The sequence below is a fragment of the Nitrosomonas sp. Nm34 genome, assembly GCF_900113925.1.
Taxonomy (GTDB): Bacteria; Pseudomonadota; Gammaproteobacteria; order Burkholderiales; family Nitrosomonadaceae; genus Nitrosomonas.
In genome coordinates, this window is the sequence record NZ_FORD01000024.1 from 1 (window position 1) to 21,066 (window position 21,066).

Annotated in this window: 15 protein-coding genes; 11 read left to right on the forward strand and 4 right to left on the reverse strand. The window is 46.2% G+C overall.

The features are described from left to right. Positions 1-130: 130 nt before the first annotated feature. Positions 131-397 (forward strand): hypothetical protein, encoded by a 267-nt coding sequence (locus BM283_RS18845; RefSeq protein ID WP_175492102.1) that lies wholly within the window; start codon positions 131-133, stop codon positions 395-397. Between the two features lie 425 nt (positions 398-822). On the opposite strand, the gene BM283_RS10475 is transcribed toward BM283_RS18845, so the two are convergent. Continuing rightward, positions 823-1,245: a pilin gene (locus BM283_RS10475; protein ID WP_090692813.1), complete on the reverse strand. Its 423-nt coding sequence runs from the start codon at positions 1,243-1,245 to the stop codon at positions 823-825. Between the two features lie 198 nt (positions 1,246-1,443). Further along, the gene (gene glnE / locus BM283_RS10480; RefSeq protein WP_090692815.1) at positions 1,444-4,236 is read right to left on the reverse strand and encodes a bifunctional [glutamate--ammonia ligase]-adenylyl-L-tyrosine phosphorylase/[glutamate--ammonia-ligase] adenylyltransferase; all 2,793 of its coding nucleotides are present in this window, start codon (positions 4,234-4,236) and stop codon (positions 1,444-1,446) included. Between the two features lie 238 nt (positions 4,237-4,474). Between glnE and BM283_RS10485 the strand changes: the two genes are divergently transcribed. The 10 genes from BM283_RS10485 to BM283_RS10530 all read left to right on the forward strand — a co-directional run bounded on the left by BM283_RS10485 (position 4,475) and on the right by BM283_RS10530 (position 18,713). After that, positions 4,475-8,383: a YhdP family protein gene (locus BM283_RS10485; protein ID WP_090692819.1), complete on the forward strand. Its 3,909-nt coding sequence runs from the start codon at positions 4,475-4,477 to the stop codon at positions 8,381-8,383. A gap of 120 nt (positions 8,384-8,503) precedes the next feature. Continuing rightward, the gene (locus BM283_RS10490; RefSeq protein ID WP_090692821.1) at positions 8,504-9,373 is read left to right on the forward strand and encodes a carbon-nitrogen hydrolase family protein; all 870 of its coding nucleotides are present in this window, start codon (positions 8,504-8,506) and stop codon (positions 9,371-9,373) included. A gap of 122 nt (positions 9,374-9,495) precedes the next feature. Further along, positions 9,496-10,944: a metalloprotease TldD gene (gene tldD / locus BM283_RS10495; RefSeq protein WP_090692823.1), complete on the forward strand. Its 1,449-nt coding sequence runs from the start codon at positions 9,496-9,498 to the stop codon at positions 10,942-10,944. A 349-nt stretch (positions 10,945-11,293) separates the two neighbouring features. Beyond that, a complete protein-coding gene (locus BM283_RS10500; protein WP_090692826.1) occupies positions 11,294-12,997 on the forward strand; it encodes an acetolactate synthase 3 catalytic subunit in 1,704 nt (567 codons plus the stop codon). 3 nt (positions 12,998-13,000) lie between these two features. Next, positions 13,001-13,492 carry an acetolactate synthase small subunit gene (gene ilvN, locus BM283_RS10505; RefSeq protein ID WP_090692828.1) on the forward strand — a complete coding sequence of 164 codons (492 nt, stop codon included), beginning with the start codon at positions 13,001-13,003 and terminating at the stop codon, positions 13,490-13,492. 250 nt (positions 13,493-13,742) lie between these two features. Further along, a complete protein-coding gene (gene ilvC / locus BM283_RS10510; RefSeq protein WP_090692831.1) occupies positions 13,743-14,759 on the forward strand; it encodes a ketol-acid reductoisomerase in 1,017 nt (338 codons plus the stop codon). A 104-nt stretch (positions 14,760-14,863) separates the two neighbouring features. Next, complete coding sequence (locus BM283_RS10515) at positions 14,864-15,511, forward strand: phosphatidylserine decarboxylase (RefSeq protein ID WP_090692833.1); 648 nt, start codon at positions 14,864-14,866, stop codon at positions 15,509-15,511. A gap of 121 nt (positions 15,512-15,632) precedes the next feature. Next, on the forward strand, positions 15,633-16,415 hold the full coding sequence (gene pssA, locus BM283_RS10520) for a CDP-diacylglycerol--serine O-phosphatidyltransferase (RefSeq protein ID WP_046849479.1): 783 nt from the start codon (positions 15,633-15,635) through the stop codon (positions 16,413-16,415). Between the two features lie 254 nt (positions 16,416-16,669). Beyond that, positions 16,670-18,202 carry a 2-isopropylmalate synthase gene (locus BM283_RS10525; protein WP_090692835.1) on the forward strand — a complete coding sequence of 511 codons (1,533 nt, stop codon included), beginning with the start codon at positions 16,670-16,672 and terminating at the stop codon, positions 18,200-18,202. A 4-nt stretch (positions 18,203-18,206) separates the two neighbouring features. After that, positions 18,207-18,713 (forward strand): TlpA family protein disulfide reductase, encoded by a 507-nt coding sequence (locus tag BM283_RS10530; protein WP_090692838.1) that lies wholly within the window; start codon positions 18,207-18,209, stop codon positions 18,711-18,713. An 8-nt stretch (positions 18,714-18,721) separates the two neighbouring features. Here the strand turns inward: BM283_RS10530 and BM283_RS10535 are convergent, their stop codons facing one another. Together BM283_RS10535 and BM283_RS10540 are read right to left on the reverse strand one after the other, a co-directional pair. Further along, positions 18,722-19,327, reverse strand: coding sequence for a lytic transglycosylase domain-containing protein (locus BM283_RS10535; RefSeq protein WP_090692840.1), 606 nt, complete (start codon positions 19,325-19,327; stop codon positions 18,722-18,724). Beyond that, complete coding sequence (locus tag BM283_RS10540; RefSeq protein ID WP_090692842.1) at positions 19,315-21,024, reverse strand: proline--tRNA ligase; 1,710 nt, start codon at positions 21,022-21,024, stop codon at positions 19,315-19,317. The genes BM283_RS10535 and BM283_RS10540 overlap by 13 nt, the downstream gene beginning before the upstream one ends. Positions 21,025-21,066: the final 42 nt, after the last annotated feature.

Genomic DNA, 21,066 nt, shown 5'->3' on the forward strand with positions numbered 1-21,066 from the left:
CGGTTTCCCCCTTGCGTTTCACTACGGTTGTCGTTACTAACTCCGGTTATCTCCTCTCAGATAACAAGTTTTAACCCATGCCGGGCACACTAGGGTGCAATAAGCGCAGCGCATTGCACCGGATGGTGAAGTGAGGCACATACGGCGCAATGCCCGTTGGTTATTACGCCCTACGCGGGCTGAAAGTTTTAGCACCTTACCCGGGGAGATCTCCCGAATGAGGTTAGGGAGAATCAGCAGAAGCCGTATTGGCGAAGAAGCCTTGGAAACAAGGTGGAACAAAGGGCTGAAGAACCAGGAGACAGGCCATTTTAAACATTTCTGTGGATTGGCGCGGAGTATTCTGGCGTGGGTGAGCGTTGCAACTGCGGCAACCACTCGCCCAGCGTCCACGTGAGGTTGGTGGGCTCCAATCGGAAGCGTGGCCGTGGGATGCAAGCTGAAACACAGACGAAGGAGAAATAGAAGGTGCTGAATGAAAATTTGATGGAAAGCGTCCTTAATCGGGACAACCTTCTATAAGGTTGAAACGGTGGGGGGTTATGGGTTCCATCGGATTTTGTGACAGCTTAAGTCACTGGGTTCAACCGCCGGATGGGAATACGGAGTATCAGCGAAGCTAAAACCGCACGTCCGGTGATGTGGGAGAGGTAACGGGGCAATCCCGTTACCCCGACCCGATCGCGGGCTGGGTTCAACCGCTGGATGCGGAATACGAAGTATCAGTGAAGCTAAAACCGCACGTCCGGTGGTGCGGGAGAGGGAACGGATACAATCCGTTACCCCGACCCGATCACAGGTTGCGCCCTACGCTGGCTAGAGTTAATTTTTGACGTAACCTTTATCAGTGCATGCTCCACTGTATGTCCATGTGAGTCGTTCTCCATTGGCAGCTGGTGTAAGAACGCAAGTTTCTCCGGTTTTGATACCTTTGTAATCATTTGGTGTAGCAGTAATTTTGCCATCTGCGGCTACTGTTAGTGTTTTAAAAGCACCGGCTGCACTCTCTGCGGGTGCAGGTGGGACGCCATTTTTTCCATTATCGCAAGCTTTAAGATCTCCAGTTCCCATAAAACATTCAGTAACCGCAAGCTTGAATGGTGCCATAGCGCCAATAACCTCTGAATAAGCTGCTTTTTTTATGTAGTCCTGATAAGCCGGAATCGCCACCGCCGCCAAAATACCAATAATGGCCACAACAATCATTAACTCGATCAGAGTAAAACCTTTTTGCATGTCTTGCATGAATCATTCTCCTTTAAATTAAAAAACACTCAGTGAGTGCATGGGCTAGTATGGGCAGAAATAATCGCGCACTATCTTTTAGTTAAAAGAATGCCATTAGCATCATAACGGCATTCCAGAAAAGGTTTAGTTGGAAATAAACGGATTATTAGGTGCTTTTCTTGAATTAACATGGGATAAGCTTGGAGCGCGCCAGGCTTATCCTCCAAATACCTGTTCCCACAGCTGCAATACCGCCATGCGCGCGTGGCTTAAATCATCGGCTTCGATGCGGGCAAAGTTGCCTGATTTTTCCTGGGAAGTCGCTGAGCTTTCCAGCTTGGGGCCGGCATTCAAGCGCAGGCGATGTTGCACGCGGCGGAATTCACGGTAGCCTGTCCACACTTGCTGGGCAGTTTCAGTCGGAATGAGCCCCAGTTCACTGGCCAGTTTCAGCAGCGCAATATTGCCGATATTGCCGGTGAGCTGCGGGTACTGGTGCGCGTAGCCGAGCACCAGGTATTGCACGATGAATTCCACATCGATGATGCCGCCGCGGTCATGTTTAATATCGAACAGCGTCGTCGGGTTAGGGTGGGCATCCAGCATTTTTTCGCGCATCATCAGGATATCCTGTCTGAGCTGAGCGAGGTCGCGGGCTTGACACAGAATTTCCTTACGGATTTGTTCAAACAGCTTGCCCACTTGCGGATCACCTGTGACGAAGCGCGCACGCGTCAAAGCCTGATGCTCCCATACCCAGGCTTGAGTATGCTGGTATTGGGTAAAGGCTTCGATGGAAGAGGCCAGTAATCCGCTGGCGCCATTCGGACGCAGGCGTAAATCCGTTGCATACAATACCCCGGCTGAGGTGGGGCTGGTGAGCCAGGTGTTGATGCTTTGTCCCAGCTTGGTGTAGATCTCCTGTGCATCGGCATGGTTATCCTGGTAAAGGAAAATGATATCGAGATCAGATACGTAGCCCAGCTCCTTTCCGCCCAGCTTGCCATAGCCGATGATGGCAAAAACAGGTTGTTCGCGGTGTTTTTTCTTCAGCCCCAGCCAGGCAAGGTGCAGTACGTTATCGAGAATGAGATCGGCGAGCGCGGTCAGATGATCGCTGAGGGTTTCCAGTAACAGCTTTCCTTCCAGATCGATCGCCAGTAACTGAAATACCTGCGCATGCTGGAAATGCCGCAGGACATCCATTTGCCATTCGGTGATATGGCTTCTGGGGCTGTCCACATGGTTGAGCTGGCGCGTCAGCTCCTGTCTCAGTGCCGGCCAGTCCGGTAATTGATACAGCCCGCGCGGCGTCAGCAGTTGATCGAGCAGGATAGGGTGTCTGCCCAGATAATCGCTGGCCCAGCGACTGGCGCTGACGAGTTTGGTAACCCGTGGCAAGGTTTGGGGGTGTTCCAGCAGCAAGGCCAGGTAAGCGGCTTGCTGGCTGATATGTTCCAGTAATTGCAGCATGCGTTCCAGTGTGGCTTCCACCGGTGGAAATTGGGCAATGGCCTCTACCAGAATCGGCATCAGGGATTTAATTTTTTGCTGGTTGGCTGGCGGTAATTGCTGAAAAAAATAGCTGGCATAACATTGCTGGATACGCGCCGAGATTTTTTCAGGCTCGGTAAACCCCAACGTCGTCAGCTGAGTGGTGGCGGCTTCCACCTGAGTCCTGTCTCCGGCCTGCGTCTGCCAGAGACTTGCCAGGATGTCATGAGCTGGCGATTTGCGTGGCGCGGCGAAGATCAATTCAAAGTGGCGCGTGACATGGTTGCGGTGGATATCGAGCTGTCGCAGAAACTCGGCAAAGCGGGCATAGCCCATGGCTGCGGCAATTAATGCCTGATCTGCGGGATTTTCAGGCAGATTCTGGGTTTGTTGGTCATCGAGGTATTGCAAACGGTGCTCCAGCTTGCGCAGAAAGCGGTAGGCTTCGATGAGCTCAGTGATCGTTTGAGCAGGAATCGGCTGCTTTTGCTGCAAGCGGTGCAGGGCGGTCAGCGTGGGGCGAATGCATAGATCGGCATCCCGACCTCCGCGTATCAGTTGAAAAACCTGCGTGATGAATTCAATTTCGCGGATACCGCCCGGACCCAGTTTAATGTTGTCATGCATTTCGCGGCGATCCACTTCCTTGCGCAGTTGCGCATGCAGGCGACGCATGGCTTCATAAGCCTCAAAATCGAGGTATTTGCGGAAGACAAACGGGCGGGTGATGTCCTCCATCAGCACCACTGATGCGGGAGCCGGTCCTGCTATGACCCGGCTCTTGAGCCAGGCATGGCGCTCCCATTCCCTTCCTTGGGTCACAAAATAGTCCTCCAGCATTGCGAAGCTGATCGCCAGCGGGCTGTTTTCTCCGTGCGGGCGCAGGCGCATATCGACCCGGAAGACGTAGCCATCCACCGTGTAATCATTTAAACTGGCAATCAGCTTGCGTCCGAGGCGGGTAAAGAAGTCATGGTTGGAGATCGATTTTCTGCCGTTCGTTTCGCCATCCTCTGGGTAGATGAAAATCAGATCGACGTCGGAGGAAACGTTGAGCTCTCCTCCTCCGAGTTTGCCCATGGCCACGACTAATAATTGCTGCGGGGTTGAACTTTTTTCGCCGATAGGTGAACCAAACTGGTTGGGATGCGTCATCCAGTTCTGATGATGCGCGAGCGCAAAACGAATCGTGACCTCGGCCAGATTGGTCATCGTGACCATGACTTCAGTCAGATCAGCCATACCGGCGAGATCACGCGCAGCCAGACGCAGTATGACCTGTTTACGGAGCTTACGCAGGGCGCTATGCAGACTTGTTTCATCCACGGTGTGTTCCGGGCAGGTTGCGCTGAGGAATGCGAGCATTTCCTCGCGTGCAAAAGGGTGATGGAAATGTTCAATCAGATCAGTGCGTAAATCAGGCTCGCTGTCTAATAAACGACGTCCATAACGGCTGAAACGAAGGAGACTTTCCAGCGCTGATTCAGTAGGGGGGTGGATGCTGTGTAAAAACATATTCAAGGTTAAAATAAAGCATGTTTGGTTTGCTAAGATCAGTTATGCCACTGATAGATAAAAGAGTATTTTGTAGGGGAGGGTCACGGCCCGCAGTCCACAGCAATGCTCCTATTAGAAATCCTAGTTCCTATTAGAAATCTTATTAAAAATACCATTTTGATCAAACTCTTCTTTTTTACTTCCTAGGATTAAGCAGTTTTTCAGAATAAAACTGTGCTTCTTATTCAATTATCCCATGATGCATTCCTTTGTTAAGCATAGCATCTTCACCTTGCGTAAGCTCGGGTGGGTTGTGTTCGTTATCGTAATGTTTTTTTTCCTGTTACTGTTGTTATTGCGCTATTGGCTGTTGCCTGATATTGATCGCTACCGGCCCGACATTGCGGCCGCTATTTCGCAGGTGGCCGAGCAAACAATCAGTATAGAACGCATCGATGCCAATTGGGACGGATTGCACCCTTATTTACGGTTACATGGGGTGCGTGTGCATGATCAGTATGGTAATTCTGTTTTGATACTGGCTGAGTTGGATGGCACGCTTGCATGGCGCTCGTTACTGTACGGAGAATTGCTGTTTCGTGAGATTAAAATTGAACGGCCTGTTCTGAGCATCCGCCGTGATAGTGAAAAAGTGATCCACATCGCAGGCGTTAGGCTTGATCAAGAGGAAGCAGATAAGGGTTTTCTTGATTGGCTATTACAACAGCGCCAGCTGTTGGTCAATGATGCTGAAGTTTATTGGTTGGATGAGCCGCGTGCTGCACCCGCGCTCTATCTGAAAAAGGTAGATTTACGTATGCACAATAAGGAAGGCCATCACACTTTTGGATTACGGTTCATTCCACCCACTGAATTAGCCGATCCGGTGGATATACGCGGGGATTTAACGGGCGGATCCGTCAATGCATTGAGTCAGTGGCACGGGCGCTTGTTTGCTCAATTGAATTACGTCGATCTCGCTGCTTTACAAACCTGGTTATCGTTCCCGGGAGACCTGGAATTGGGTCGTGGCAAGGGTGCCTTTCGTGCGTGGATGGGCATAGAGGGTCAGTCGGTGGCTTACTGGAAGGCTGATGTGAATCTGCATGAAACTGATATGCGCTGGGCAAAGGAGTTCCCCAGACTTGATCTTGCCCATTTGCGTGGTCGCGTGGGGTGGAAAAGAAATAATGACGCGATCCAGCCGGGGGATGAATGGTTTGCCCAGCAACTGAGTGTCGCTATTGAAAATGAAGTATTTACCCAACCCGTGAACATTTTGTGGCAACGACAGGAGGGAGAAGGCGAGGCACCCAGCGAAAATAAATTACTGGTAAATGCTCTGGATTTAGGCGTGATGGCTTCTCTATTAAGTTATCTCCCTATGGAGCCTTCATGGCAACAGCAGGTGAGTGAATTATCCCCGCAAGGAGTCATCGAGCATGTGCAAGCTGATTGGCAAGGAGAGTGGACCAGGCCTTCCTCTTTTAATGTCGAGGGAAGTTTTCACAATTTAGCCATTCAGGCGTTTGACAGGCTCCCTGCAGTGAGTGGGATAAGTGGCAGTGTCAAGCTATCTGAAGCAGGCGGAACGCTTCATCTTGATTCTGATCAAGCCAACATGAGTCTCTCTGAGACATTTAACGAGCCGCTTGAGTTTGATCGGTTGACTACACTGCTCAATTGGAAGATATTGCCTGATCAGGGTACCACTTTGTTTGAATTCAATCATATTTCATTTGTTAATCGTTATCTGTCCGGAACAATGCATGGCCGCTACCATAGTGGCACCTTTGCGCAGCCCGGCACAATCGATATGACGGGTGAGCTGGCACATGCAGAGGTCACGTATCTTAATAAGTATCTGGCTTCCCTGGGTGATCAGGATACTTCGCAAAACTGGCTGAATAAAGCGCTCATAGCGGGTAGATTGGAAGGCACCCGATTTAATATCCGTGGCGAGTTAAGTGAATCTGCTTCAGATCTGCGCCACAAGATCGCCTTCGAGTTAACAACCCGAATGGCTGACACAGCGGTAAATTTGCCTGAAGAATGGCCGAATATGACGGAAATCCAAGCCGATCTTTCATTGCAGGATAATCAACTTGCCATGACGATTTCACGCGCAAAACTGGCCGATATTGTTATGAAAGATGTGTGCTTGCAGATTGCAGATTTATACGCACCGCAGCCCATTTTACACCTGACGGGGGGAGCCGAGGGCGCTACCCAAACTATCATTGATTTGATTAAAAAAGGCTCTCAGCATCTCCATGCGGTTGATTTTTCCCAGCCAGGTGAAGTTTCCGGGAATGGGAAATTGCGTCTGGAGCTTGCTATGCCGATAAAATCATACCACGATGATGAGGAGAGGCGTCTCGAACTCAAAGGGGATTATCAGTTCATCAATAATGAGATTCCTCTGGGTCAAGATTTGCCTGCATTGAGTAAAGTCAATGGAATGCTTGCTTTTACTCAGTCTACGCTGGCTATAAAAAATGTAACTGGGCAATTGACCGGTGAGCCGATAACGATTAACTCTACCGCACTGCCGAACGGCGGAATGCGTATCGTAGCGACAGGCAGGGCTAATTTCGATCGCTTACATTCAGCTAAACCGGATCAACCGGCAAGTACCTTGCAGTTATGGACGCAGTCTATGCGGGGGATAACTGATTGGTCAGCCGTGCTTGTTATTAACAAAGAAGGCATGGATCTCAGTGTTGAATCATCGTTAGTTGGCGCTGCTTTATTATTACCTGAGCCTTTTGCCAAAGCTGCGGCAGAAAAGATTCCGCTCAGTTTGGAAAAAAAAATCATTGATTCAGAACGTGAGGTGCTGCGTTTTCGTTATGGAGAGGTGGTCACCGCAGAAATTCAACGTGTGCGTGCAGAAGATGGCACTTACTTACCGACACGTGGCGTGATGAATTTCCGAACTGCGCCCGTTGAATTACCGAAAGACACTGTCACACTCGTACATGGTACGATTCCGGTATTGGAATGGGATCGCTGGAAAGCGCTTTTTGATCGGCATGAGGAATTGGCTGCCCGCTCAGGACAAGCTGGCCAAGGAATCAAGGCATTGCTGACTGATCGGGTCAATTTCAATCTGAATATTGGCAGGCTCGATTTTCTAGGAAGCCGTTTTAATGAGTTTGTATTGGATGCCAATAAACACGGTGGGCAATGGCATACTGCTGTGGTCAGTAAAGAAGTCATCGGTCATATCGTTTGGGATTCGCTCAATAAGGAAGCATTTGCACGATTAAAAAAGTTGGTAAAACCAGAAACCATTCCGGAATCTGATTTGGCCATGAAAAAAAAGCATCCATCCAAGGATTGGCCTATCATGGATCTGTATGCTGACGAGTTCTATGTAGGAGAAAAGCTGTTAGGTAAATTAGTATTGGTAGCTCATCAGCAAGCAGAGGGCTGGCATATCGATCAACTTCAAATTGCTCACGCTGACAGTTCTCTTATACTGCAGGGAGTGTGGCAGAACCGCACCGCTCCTTTTCAAATGCAAGCAGACGTCGAACTGCGAGCAAAAAGTATAGGTCAATTCCTGGCGCGCTTGGGTTACCCGGGGCGTATTGCGCGTGGAAAAGGCGAAGCGATAGGTTCATTGGTATGGGTAGGGCAGCCTTTTTCCATAGATTTCCCTTCTCTTTCCGGCAATCTGAAATTGACTGCCCAGCACGGTCAATTTACCAAATTCAGGCCAGGGATGAGCAAATTGCTGGGTATTTTTGATCTAAAATCGATTCCGCGCAGACTGACATTGGATTTTTATGATGTATTTAGTCAAGGTTTTGGTTTTGATGATATATCCGGCGATGTTAGAATTAACCGAGGGGTTGCGGTGACAGATGAACTGCAGATTGCAGGAAGCGCAGCTTATCTGACTGTGAGTGGAAAAATCGATCTGGTAGAAGAAACTCAAGCGCTCTTGGTCAAAATGTTTCCTTCGCTTGGGCTGGCAACACCAGTAGCAGGGATTGCTTCCATGATTGCGAACCAGTCACTGAAGGATCCATTTGATCGTGTTTTATTTAGTGAATATATGATAACAGGTAGGTGGGATAAGCCTGTAATGAAGAAATCACAAGATTTACAAGAAAATAAGGACACGCAATCAGAATCCAAGCATAATGAGAATTGATAGGTATGGATGGTTTGGGAAACTGCCTATTAGCTATATGTGCTGCTTGATGGCTTTTGTGAGCGAAATTCTTATCTTGCCTGAATTCAGTAGAAAAGGGGACTTATAGGGGAGGAAGATATGTTGAATCATTCGGGCATTTTCTCAAAACATCTGCCAGAGAAAGAGAATAACGGTACATTACGTGTTGCGGCTATACAGATGGCATCAGGACCCAGCGTGGCTGCCAATCTGGAAGAGGCGCTCCGCTTGATTGAGCTGGCTGTATCACAAGAAGCAAAGCTGGTTGCACTTCCGGAATATTTCTGTATTATGGGGTTGCGGGATACCGATAAATTAAGTGTGCGTGAGCAACCTGGCGAAGGCATGGTGCAATCATTTTTAAGCGAGACAGCTAAACGTTTCGGGATTTGGCTGGTGGGGGGATCCGTGCCGTTGGAGAGTTCGGTACCGGATAAGATTTATAATAGCTGCCTGGTTTATGATCATGAGGGCAGGCAGGTAGCACGCTACGATAAAATTCATTTATTCGGCCTTGAACTGGGTGAAGAACGTTTCGCGGAAGAAAAAACAATCAAAGCCGGAGATAAAGTCGTTGCAATAGATTCTCCTTTTGGGCGGATAGGTTTATCTATTTGTTATGATCTCCGCTTCCCTGAACTTTACCGTCTGATGGGGAAGGTGGATATCATTCTTGCTCCCTCTGCTTTTACTGCAATTACAGGTAAAGCGCATTGGGAGACTTTAATCCGTGCACGTGCGATAGAGAATCAGGCCTATGTGATTGCACCAGCGCAGGGGGGGTTTCATGTCAATGGCCGTGAAACTAATGGAGATAGTATGATTGTGGATCCCTGGGGTGTGGTGATTGACCGGCTGGCACGTGGGCCTGGCGTGGTGGTGGCGACGTTGGATCGTGCCTACCAGTCGAGCGTGCGCGCAAGCCTGCCGGCATTAGAACATCGCTGCTTATACCTATGTCAAATGTAGAAAGATGACTGTTTACTTTGAACAGAATAAGAAATGAAATGTCTTGAAGAAGGACAGCTTTTATTCTGTTTTTTATCGCAAGTAGTTAAAATGTGTGTTGTAAAAATGAGTTTAATCTTAAAATGAATGAGTTTTTTACCATTGCTGACCGTTGTCTGCTGACGCCCTATGAGCTGGATACGAATAGATTACATCACGTGTTTGGGCAAATACTTACCCATCGGATCGATTATGCCGATCTTTATTTTCAATATAATCGTTCTGAAGGATGGGTTCTTGAAGAAGGCATTGTTAAATCAGGTAGCTTTAATATCGATCAGGGTGTCGGCGTCCGCGCGCTCAGTGGTGAAAAAACTGCTTTTGCGTATTCAGATGAGATCAGCCTGGATGCACTCGTGTCGGCAGCCAAAGCAACACGCGCTATTGCTGGCCAGGGAAGCCTGCATCCCGTTCACGTCGTTAAACAGGTGGCGCACTATAACACCAGGTCACTTTACCTTCCGCAGGATCCTATTGCGAACTTTAAAGATAGCGACAAAGTGGCATTGTTGGAGAAACTTGAACAGTTTGCGCGTGCGATAGATAAGCGCGTCATTCAGGTTGTGGCATCACTTGCAGGTGAGTACGAGGTTATCATGGTTGCGCGTAGTGATGGATTGCTAGCTGCAGACGTGAGGCCATTAGTACGCATGTCATTACAGGTCATAGCAGAAGAAAATGGCCGGCGTGAACAGGGCGTTGCGGGTGGAGGTGGACGATTTGATTACACCTACTTTACGGATGAAATACTAAATGACTATGCCCAAAAGGCAGTACACCAAGCGGTGGTGAATCTGAATGCGAGACCTGCTCCGGCAGGACCCATGACAGTCGTTCTAGGAAATGGCTGGCCTGGTATCCTGCTGCATGAAGCCATTGGTCATGGATTGGAAGGTGATTTTAACCGCAAGGGTAGCTCGGCTTTTTCTGGACGCATTGGTGAACGAGTTGCGGCCGATGGTGTGACGGTGGTGGATGATGGTACGCTGGTTAATCGTCGTGGATCGTTGAATATTGATGATGAAGGGAATCCCACTCAATGTACGGTATTGATTGAGAAGGGTGTGCTCAAAGGCTATCTGCAAGACAGCCTGAATGCAAGACTCATGAATCATCCTCTTACCGGTAATGGCAGGCGAGAATCTTTTGCACATATCCCCATGCCACGCATGACAAATACCTATATGCTGAATGGAAATAAACATCCAGAAGAAATTATTGAGTCAGTGAAACATGGATTATATGCCGCAAATTTTGGGGGTGGGCAAGTCGATATCACGAGTGGTAAATTTGTCTTTTCTGCTGCGGAAGCTTACATGATAGAGAATGGGAAAATTTCTTACCCCATAAAGGGAGCCACTTTAATTGGTAATGGCCCGGATATTCTGACACGTGTTTCCATGATAGGTAATGATATGGCGCTGGATCCAGGGATCGGCACATGTGGGAAAGAAGGACAGAGTGTACCAGTAGGCGTAGGGCAACCAACGCTGCGAGTGGAAGGATTGACAGTAGGGGGGACCGGTGGTTGATAAGAACCGGTTATCTTCCTGCTGGTTAATCATCACTCCAGGAATTTTCTCAGTGTCAATTAGGCGGGAATAAAACCCGAATTCCTAGTAATATATGCGGATGCATACATTTCCTTTATATGGCAAAACGAGTAGCGCTTCGTCTGATGATATATAAGGATGATCGGTCGTTAATAGGGCTGCTTCCTGCAGTCTGATTTTAATACACCTGAGAGTTAGCTAAGCATCTTGATTAATTTATGACTGAAATATTCGAGGTGTATGAAATATATTTGAGATAAGCAAGGATATATTTAACTAAATTCTTATTTTTAGATTTTTGATTTTTTGATACCAGGATGCACAAAGTATGAGTGTAGAATTAACAGGTGCCGAGATTACGGTGCGTTGCCTGCAGGAAGAAGGGGTGAAGTATATTTTTGGCTATCCTGGCGGTGCAGTGTTGTTTATTTATGATGAGCTATTTAAGCAAGATAAAGTAAAGCATATTTTGGTTCGCCATGAACAAGCAGCGCTTCATGCTGCAGATGGTTATGCTCGATCCAGTCACAATGTAGGGGTTGCTTTGGTGACATCAGGGCCTGGGGTCACGAACGCTGTAACAGGTATTGCAACTGCCTATATGGATTCTATCCCCCTCGTGATTATTAGTGGGCAGGTCCCTACCGCAGCCATTGGTCAAGATGCCTTTCAGGAAGTGGATACCGTGGGAATTACACGCCCCTGTGTCAAACATAATTTTCTGGTGAAAGATGTCACTGAGCTTGCATCGACGATAAAAAAGGCTTTTGTGATTGCTTCAACCGGCCGTCCCGGTCCCGTTCTGGTGGATATTCCCAAAGATGTCACACAACAAAAGGCGGTATTTGATTACCCAAGCAGTGTGAGTATGCGTTCTTACAAGCCGGTCAGCGAGGGAGATAGCCAACAGATAAAAAAAGCGGCGCAATTGATTTTAAGTGCAAAGAGGCCGATGGTTTATTCAGGGGGAGGGGTGATTCTGGATAATGCATCTGAGGCTTTGACAGAATTGGTACATTTGCTGAATTTTCCATGTACTAATACCTTAATGGGACTTGGGGGTTATCCTGCGACAGATAAACGGTTTGTCGGTATGTTAGGTATGCATGGAACCTATGAAGCGAATATGGCGATGCAATATTGTGATGTATTGATCGCAGTCGGTGCGCGTTTCGATGATCGTGTCATTGGTAATCCCAAGCATTTTTACAGTGAAGAGCGAAAGATTATTCATATTGATATTGACCCTTCGTCTATTTCCAAGCGTGTCAAGGTGGACATCCCCATAGTGGGAAGCGTTTCGGAAGTATTGAATGAACTGATTAAATTGATCAAGGCCAGTAAAGAAAAAATAGATGAGCATGCGCTTAAGGAATGGTGGAGACAAATAGATTCATGGCGCGAACGAGATTGCCTAAGATATGATCGTACGAGTGCAGTGATTAAACCGCAGATGGTGGTGGAAAAACTTTATGCGGTGACGAAGGGTGATGCATTTGTTACGTCAGATGTCGGGCAGCATCAAATGTGGGCGGCACAGTTCTATCGGTTTAATAAACCTCGCCGTTGGATTAATTCAGGCGGACTAGGGACCATGGGATTTGGACTGCCTTCCGCAATGGGTGCGCAATTAGCTAATCCCGATGGCATAGTCGCGTGCATTACAGGTGAAGCGAGCATACAGATGTGTATCCAGGAATTATCCACCTGTAAACAATACAGCTTACCCCTTAAAATTATTAATCTTAATAACCGGTATATGGGCATGGTTCGGCAATGGCAGGAATTTTTCCATGGCAACCGCTATTCAGAGTCTTATATGAATGCGCTTCCGGATTTTGTCAAACTGGCCGAGAGCTATGGCCACGTCGGCATGAAGATAGAGAAGCCAGAAGATATCGAGGGCGCTTTGGAGGAGGCTTTTAAACTCAAAGAGCGATTAGTTTTTATGGATTTTATTACCGATCAAACGGAAAACGTATTTCCTATGGTCCCAGGTGGTAAAGGGTTATCTGAAATGATTCTGGTGTAACCAATGCGGCATATTATTTCTTTATTGATGGAAAATGAGTCCGGTGCATTGTCTCGAGTAGCCGGCTTGTTTTCGGCACGAGGCTATAATATTGAGTCACTCAATGTAGCGCCGACAGAAGATCCCACTTTGTCTCGTATGACTTTGGTCACAGTCGGCTCGGATGAAGTGATCGAGCAAATTACCAAGCAGCTGAATAAACTAATTGAGGTGGTCAAAATAGTTGATTTGAGCGAGGGAGATCATATCGAGCGAGAGCTTATGTTGGTGAAAGTCCGAGCTATTGGCGAGGATCGCGAAGAGATCAAACGGTTGGCAGATATTTTTCGCGGCAGTATTATTGATGTCACAGACAAGTCATACACGATAGAGCTGACAGGTACCAGTTCAAAACTTGATGCCTTTCTTGAAACAATGCAGCGAAATATGATTCTTGAGACTATCCGAACGGGTGCTTCCGGTTTAGGTCGTGGAGAGCGAATTTTAAAAGAATAACAGATTGATTTAATAAAGGGCGCCTCTAAAAATTCAGAGTTCTAAACAAGACAAGGCAAGAACAAAAAATGTTGACGCAGCCTATCACTGATAGGTGAGGAAATGTTTTTTGTGAACAATGAAGTATTGTGATGGAATATGAATTTTTAGAGGCGCCCTGAAGATAACTAACTGTCTATGCAGTGTCAGTCATTAGAGTTTTGTTTTGATGTTTTTGCACCAGCTGGGTATATATTATTAAAGGAACATAATGAAAGTTTATTACGATAAAGATGCCGATTTGTCTCTCATTAAAAAAAAGAAAGTCACGATAGTCGGCTATGGATCACAAGGACATGCGCATGCTAATAATTTACGTGATTCCGGTGTCAAGGTTACAGTCGGTTTGCGTAAAGGGGGGGCATCTTGGGATAAGGCAAAAAAAGCTGGTTTGACCGTAAAAGAAATTGCGCCTTCCATTAAGGATGCAGATGTCGTGATGTTACTGCTTCCGGATGAGCAGATTGCTGCTATCTATCAATCAGAGATCGAGGCAGGTTTAAAAAATAATGCGACGCTGGCATTTGCTCATGGTTTTAATATTCACTATGGACAGGTGACTCCGCGTGAAGATCTGGATGTCATTATGATTGCGCCTAAGGGGCCTGGGCATCTTGTACGTTCCACGTATACCCAAGGTGGGGGCGTGCCTTCACTTATAGCAGTTCATCAGGACAAATCAGGGCATGCACGCGATTTGGCCCTATCCTATGCAGCTGCTAATGGGGGGACACGTGGTGGTGTGATTGAAACAACTTTCCGTGAGGAAACAGAAACAGATTTATTTGGTGAACAAGTGGTATTGTGTGGCGGTCTTACTGCATTAATTCAGACTGGCTTTGAGACACTGGTAGAGGCTGGCTATGCACCTGAAATGGCCTACTTTGAGTGTCTCCATGAAGTAAAACTGATTGTGGATTTAATCTATGAGGGTGGCATAGCCAATATGCGTTATTCTATTTCTAATAATGCTGAATATGGTGATATCTCGCGTGGACCCCGCATTATTACTGAAGAAACGCGTGCAGAAATGCGCAAGATTCTGCGTGAAATTCAAACGGGTCAGTATGCACGTGAGTTCATACTTGAGAACCGTGCGGGAGCGCCTATGCTCAAATCCAGTCGTCGCCTTGCCGCTGAGCACTCGATCGAAACAGTCGGGGCAAAATTGCGCGACATGATGCCTTGGATTAAGGAAAATAAATTAGTTGACCAAGTAAAGAACTAATGAAGAACTTATCTGCGCATTTTTGTCTAAAACCGATTTAAAATACTTCGCTTTTTTACCCGATATTTTATAAATATCGGGTTAACCTTCTATTTAAGTTACTCATGTCAACTTATCCTCATCCTATTATTGCACGCGAAGGTTGGTTTCATATTACCGTCGCGTTTTCAATCGCTTTATTGGTTCATCTATTTTTAGGCTGGTTGTGGGCATTACCCTTCTGGTTTATTGCACTGTTCGTTTTGCAGTTTTTTCGGGACCCACCCCGCATCATTCCATTACAGGCTAATGCTATATTAGCGCCTGCAGATGGGAGGATTGTCGCTGTTGAGAAAACGCAGGATCCTTTTCTTAATCGTGAGGCGATTAAAGTCAGTGTATTCATGAATGTGTTTAATGTTCATTCCAATCGTAGCCCTGTGGATGGAGTGATAAAAGACCGCTGGTATTTCCCGGGTAAATTTATTAACGCTAGCTTATCCAAGGCTTCCTTAGAAAATGAACGTAATGCTCTCTGGATAAAAACAGATAAGGGGCTCGATGTAACTTGTGTGCAGATTGCAGGTTTGATCGCAAAACGTATTATATGTCACGTCAACCCTGGTGATCGCCTGGCACGTGGGCAACGATTTGGATTTATTCGCTTTGGTTCAAGAGTGGATGTTTATCTGCCAACCGATACTAGAATTAATGTCAATATTGGTGATAAAGTTTATGCGACGCTAACCATATTAGCTGAGTTACGCAGTTAGGCAAATTTGTTTATGATTGCTACCTCTTAATTTGTTTGCTAGATTAATAAAATTATTTTCTATTTTTTGCTATTTATCTTTCCTTATTCCATTGTAGGCTATTATGTAGTTCATACTAAAAATGCATGAACCGAACTCAGCGCGCTTTGCGCTTAAGTCCCGATTGCGACGCAGAGGGATTTATCTATTGCCGAATTTATTTACCACAGCCGCATTGTTTGCAGGTTTCTTTGCGATTGTGCAGGCCATGAATGGTCACTACGAGAATTCTGCCATAGCCATTTTCGTGGCAATGGTGTTGGATGGCCTGGATGGCCGAGTCGCGCGTATAACGCATACTCAAAGTGAGTTTGGCGCAGAGTATGACAGCTTGTCGGATATGGTTTCTTTTGGGGTTGCCCCTGCGCTCGTCGCATATGTGTGGGTACTAAAAGAGATGGGTAAATTGGGGTGGATAGCGGCGTTTATTTATTGCGCTTGTGCGGCATTACGACTGGCACGTTTTAACACCAACATAGAAGTAGTGGATAAGCGTTTTTTCCAGGGGCTGCCTAGCCCCGCAGCCGCTGCCTTGATAGCTGGACTGGTATGGGTAGCATCGGATTTTGAAATACAAGGCGCGGATATCAAGTGGCTGGTATGGGCAGTGACGCTGTTTGCTGGCCTTACCATGGTGAGTAATTTGCCTTACTATAGTGGTAAAGAGTTCAATCTGCGCAGACGTGTCCCTTTTTTCTCAGTTTTACTTTTATTATTGTTCTTTTTTGTCTTAATACCGAGTCATCCGCCTGTGGTGTTGTTTGGCTTATTCTCTCTCTATGCTTTATCAGGCTATTTCATGAAGTTATGGCGGCTGAGTAAAAGTAAAAAGAACGATGAGATAAAAAATCAGAATATGACATAGCGGTCTTGCGCTTGCAGAAATATTGGAAACGTTTTATATTTCTATCATGAACAAGTTGACAACTAATTTTCCGGTATCTCTATTCTTCTTATATTTCTCTTCTTTGGCCTGGTTGCATCTAACAGGCTATCTGCTGCGCCGTGGGCGCTAAAATTCAATACTTCTTTCACTCGCTTGCTGATAATCTAAAAAATTCGAAATCCGAATTTTTAATCTTTGCTCTGTAATTTAGATTTCATTCGATGGAGAAAATGATGCGCGACCATTTGTTTATTTTTGATACCACCTTACGTGATGGGGAGCAAAGCCCTGGTGCTTCCATGACAAAAGAAGAGAAAGTGCGGATTGCTCGACAGCTTGAGCGTATGGGGGTTGATGTTATTGAGGCAGGTTTTCCGGCAGCTTCTAATGGGGATTTTGAAGCCGTCAAGGCAGTGGCTGATACGATTAAGGATAGCGTGGTTTGTGGACTTGCTCGCGCTATCGAAACCGATATCAATCGCGCGGGTGAAGCCTTGTGTGGTGCTAATGCAGCGCGCATTCACACTTTTATTGCCACCTCACCCATACACATGAAGAATAAATTGCGCATGTCGCCGGAACAAGTGGTCGAGCAAGCGGTGAAAGCTATAAAATGGGCACGTCGGTATACAGACAACGTTGAATTTTCTCCAGAGGATGCCGGTCGGTCTGAAATCAATTTTCTGTGTCGTGTTTTGGAAGCAGTGATTGATGCGGGGGCAAAGACATTGAATATTCCAGATACAGTAGGGTATACCATGCCAGATCAGTTTGGCCAACTTATTCGGACATTGCGTGAGCGTATTCCCAATTCAGATAAAGTCATTTTCTCCGTTCATTGTCACAATGATCTAGGGTTAGCGGTCGCTAATTCATTGTCGGCAGTCATAAATGGCGCGAGACAAGTTGAATGTACCATTAATGGACTGGGTGAGCGCGCTGGAAATGCTGCGCTTGAAGAAGTTGTCATGGCCGTTCGTACACGGCAAGATTTCTTTCCATGTGATACGCGCATCGATACCACCCATATTGTTCCTGCCAGTAAATTGGTTTCAGGAATTACCGGTTTTCCAGTACAACCTAATAAAGCTATTGTTGGCGCAAATGCGTTTGCGCATGAATCTGGAATTCATCAAGATGGTGTGCTCAAACATCGTGAGACTTATGAAATTATGCGTGCAGAAGATGTGGGCTGGGGAACCAATAAGTTGTTGCTGGGTAAGCATTCTGGCCGTAACGCGTTTCGTACCCGTTTAAAGGAACTTGGCATTGAGTTTGAATCTGAGGAAATGCTCAATACTATGTTTGTGCGCTTTAAGGATCTGGCAGATAAAAAACATGAAATTTTTGATGAAGATCTGCACGCACTGGTCTCGGATGAGGTGCAGACTCCTGAAGAACATTATCGATTGCTTTCACTCACTGCACATAGTGAAACAGGTGAGACTCCTTTCGCTCGGGTAGTGATCGCTGCCGGGAGTAATGAACTACATGCCGAGTCTGAAGGGAGCGGTCCAGTTGACGCAACTTTTCGTGCGATTGAAAAGATCTTGAATAGTGGCGCCGAATTACAATTGTTTTCGGTTAACAACATTACTAGTGGAACGGATGCACAAGGTGAGGTGACGGTCAGGTTGCAGAAATCCGGTAGAATTGTAAATGGCCAAGGGGCAGATACAGATATTGTCGTGGCTTCTGCTAAAGCTTATCTCAGCGCATTCAATAAACTGTATAGCAGGCTTGAGAAAGCCCATCCGCAGGTTTGATAACATGAAACGTTTTTTCCTTTGCTTATTTCTTTTATTGAGTTTCGTATCTTTTTATGGTCAGGCAGAGGCGTTCCAGTTCAGATTTGAGGATAGCAAGGGAAAAATACATCAATTGAGTGATTATAGAGGAAAATGGGTGCTGGTAAATTTCTGGGCAACCTGGTGCCCTCCCTGCCTGGAGGAAATTCCTGATTTGATCTCGCTTTACCAAAACCGAAAGGATGTAATAATCATTGGGATCGCTATGGATTATGCCGATACCGAAACGATAGTAAAATTTGCTGATGCAATGTCTATTCCTTATCCGATCGTTTTCGGTACCCGAGAGATTGCTTTACAGCTTGATGAATTATCGATGCTGCCTAGTACCTATTTATTCGACCCTGCTGGTAAACCTGCAGCACGAAAGATTGGCCTGCTTAACCGAGAGGAGATTGAAAAATTCATACAGAGTTATTCAGGAAGAACGGATCCAGTCAATGCAGTTGATTCCCCTCATACTAAATAGAAATGTTGCTAATTTTGTGCTATCTCCTGGGTAACAGGGTAGTGCCAATACTTGTGCCACGTATTAAATACCAGCTCTGGATAAGTAGCTTGTCCTAGGCTTCCGTTATATCTTCCAAGAGCGCGAAAATAATCACCTCTCTCCATATCAAGGTAGTGACGCAAAATGGTACATCCATAACGTAAATTGACCCGTAGATGGAAGAGGTTATGCTCTTTGCTGCCAATGGTGTCCACCCAGAAGGGCATGATTTGCATATAGCCGCGCGCACCCGCGGTCGATATAGCATATTTTCTAAAACTACTTTCGACCTGAATAATACTCAACACTAATTGTGGATCGAGCCCCGCACGGACAGCCTCATAATGAACCGTAGTGAGGAAATCATTGCGCTCGTTTTGATCGGGCATATGCTTTTTTAACCGCTCAGACATGGTGGTAAGCCAAGCCTTACTTTCTGTTTCGGGCAAGGTAATAAAATACGGAACAGCTTGATCACTGATAGTCTGTTGCAATACTGTTCTGGTGCTGGCAGATAAAGGTTCATACATTTGGGCGCCTGCCTGAGCAATAAGCGGAATAAGCATCATAATAAAGCCAATCAATTTCCGCATACTTTTGCAATGACAAATGAAGTGATCTCCTTCAGGGGGATCATTTGAGATTTTTCATCACATCGTCCACGATATTCTATTGTGGCCTCTTTTAGGCCTCGCTCGCTGATAACAATTCGATGGGGAATGCCAATTAATTCAATGTCAGCAAACATTACACCAGGACGTTCCTCGCGATCATCCATAATCACTTCAATATGAGCTGCTGAAAATGCGTCATACAGCCTTTCAGTCTCAGCTTGTATTTGTGGATTTTTTTTCAGGCCGATTGGAATAATAGCGAGTTGGAAGGGAGCGATCGCAAGCGGAAATATGATGCCGTGCTCATCATGATTTTGTTCAATGGCTGCTGCTACAATGCGCGATACGCCGATGCCATAACATCCCATTTCCATTACTTTGGTTTGGCCCGATTCATCCAGGTAGGTCGCCTTCATTTTTTCAGAATATTTTGTGCGTAACTGAAAAATATGACCCACCTCAATACCACGACAAATTTCCAGCGTTCCCTTACCATCGGGTGAGGGATCCCCCGCAATAACATCACGGATATCAAAAACATGATCCGGTAATTTCAAGTCACGTTCAAAATTAACCCGAATGAAATGAAAATCTTCCTCGTTTGCGCCGCAGACGAAATTACTCATTTCCATAACAGCTTTGTCAGCGATGATACATTTTTCCAAACCAACCGGTCCGATAAACCCTGGTCGGCAGCCGGTTTCAGCTAATATTCTTTCTTCATTGGCCCATTCGAAATGGCTTAAAAATGGAATTTTTCTGACTTTTGTTTCATTGAGCTGATGATCACCACGTAGCAGCAAGAGATAGAACTGATCATCTGCAGTAATAGCCAATGCTTTTACCGTTTGCTGCACGGGAATACCTAGAAAGCTCGCAACTTCTTCGCAGGCTTTTTGCTCAGGTGTAGAAATTTTTTGCATGATGCCATCAGGAACTTCGCGAATCTTTTCAGGAGAAATGGCCTCGGCCAATTCGATATTAGCTGCATAATCTGACTGGGGGCAGAAAGCAATCACATCCTCACCTGAATCAGCCAATACATGGAACTCATGTGAACTGCTACCGCCCATCGCGCCAGTGTCTGCCGCCACAGCTCGGAAATTTAGCCCGATACGGGTAAATATATTGCTATAAGTGTCATGCATTAACCGATAGGTTTTCTCAAGGGAATTTAGGTCAGCATGAAACGAGTAGGCATCTTTCATTATAAATTCACGTGCTCTCATGACGCCAAAGCGAGGACGAATTTCATCACGAAATTTGGTTTGGATTTGATAAAAATTGAGTGGTAATTGGCGATAGCTTTTGATTTCTTTACGTGCAATATCGGTGATGACTTCTTCGTGAGTTGGACCAAAACAATAATTGTGTTGGTGTCTATCCTGGATTTTCAGCATTTGTGGTCCGAATACTTCCCAGCGAGCAGTTTCTTGCCAGAGTTCTGCGGGTTGAACTGCAGGCATTAAAAGCTCAATTGCCCCGCTGTTATTCATTTCCTCGCGAATAATGAACTCGATCTTGCGCAAGACTCTCAAACCCAAAGGCATCCAGGTATAAAGGCCACTGCCAAGGCGTTTGATTAAACCTGCGCGTAGCATCAGCTTATGGCTGATCAATTCAGCTTCTGCAGGAGCTTCTTTGAGCGTTGAAATAAAGAATTGAGAAACACGCATGGAGTATTGATCTCGTATGTTTTATGGTTATATTAGAAATAA